Annotated in this window: 1 rRNA gene; it reads left to right on the forward strand. The window is 54.7% G+C overall.

From position 1 onward, the window contains the following. A 23S ribosomal RNA gene (locus tag ACA373_RS22220) occupies positions 1 to 254 on the forward strand; the annotation flags it as partial.

Consider the following 254-nt stretch of genomic DNA (forward strand, 5'->3'; position numbering starts at 1 on the left):
GAAACAGGTTAATATTCCTGTACTCGGTGTTACTGCGAAGGGGGGACGGAGAAGGCTATGTTGGCCGGGCGACGGTTGTCCCGGTTTAAGCGTGTAGGCTTGTGTTCCAGGCAAATCCGGAACACTTTAAGGCTGAGGCGTGACGACGAGGCACTACGGTGCTGAAGCAACAGATGCCCTGCTTCCAGGAAAAGCCTCTAAGCTCCAGGTAACACGGAATCGTACCCCAAACCGACACAGGTGGTCAGGTAGAG

Origin of the sequence: Erwinia sp. STN24 (genome assembly GCF_041320675.1) — a bacterium.
In the GTDB taxonomy this organism is placed as follows: domain Bacteria; phylum Pseudomonadota; class Gammaproteobacteria; order Enterobacterales; family Enterobacteriaceae; genus Erwinia; species Erwinia aeris.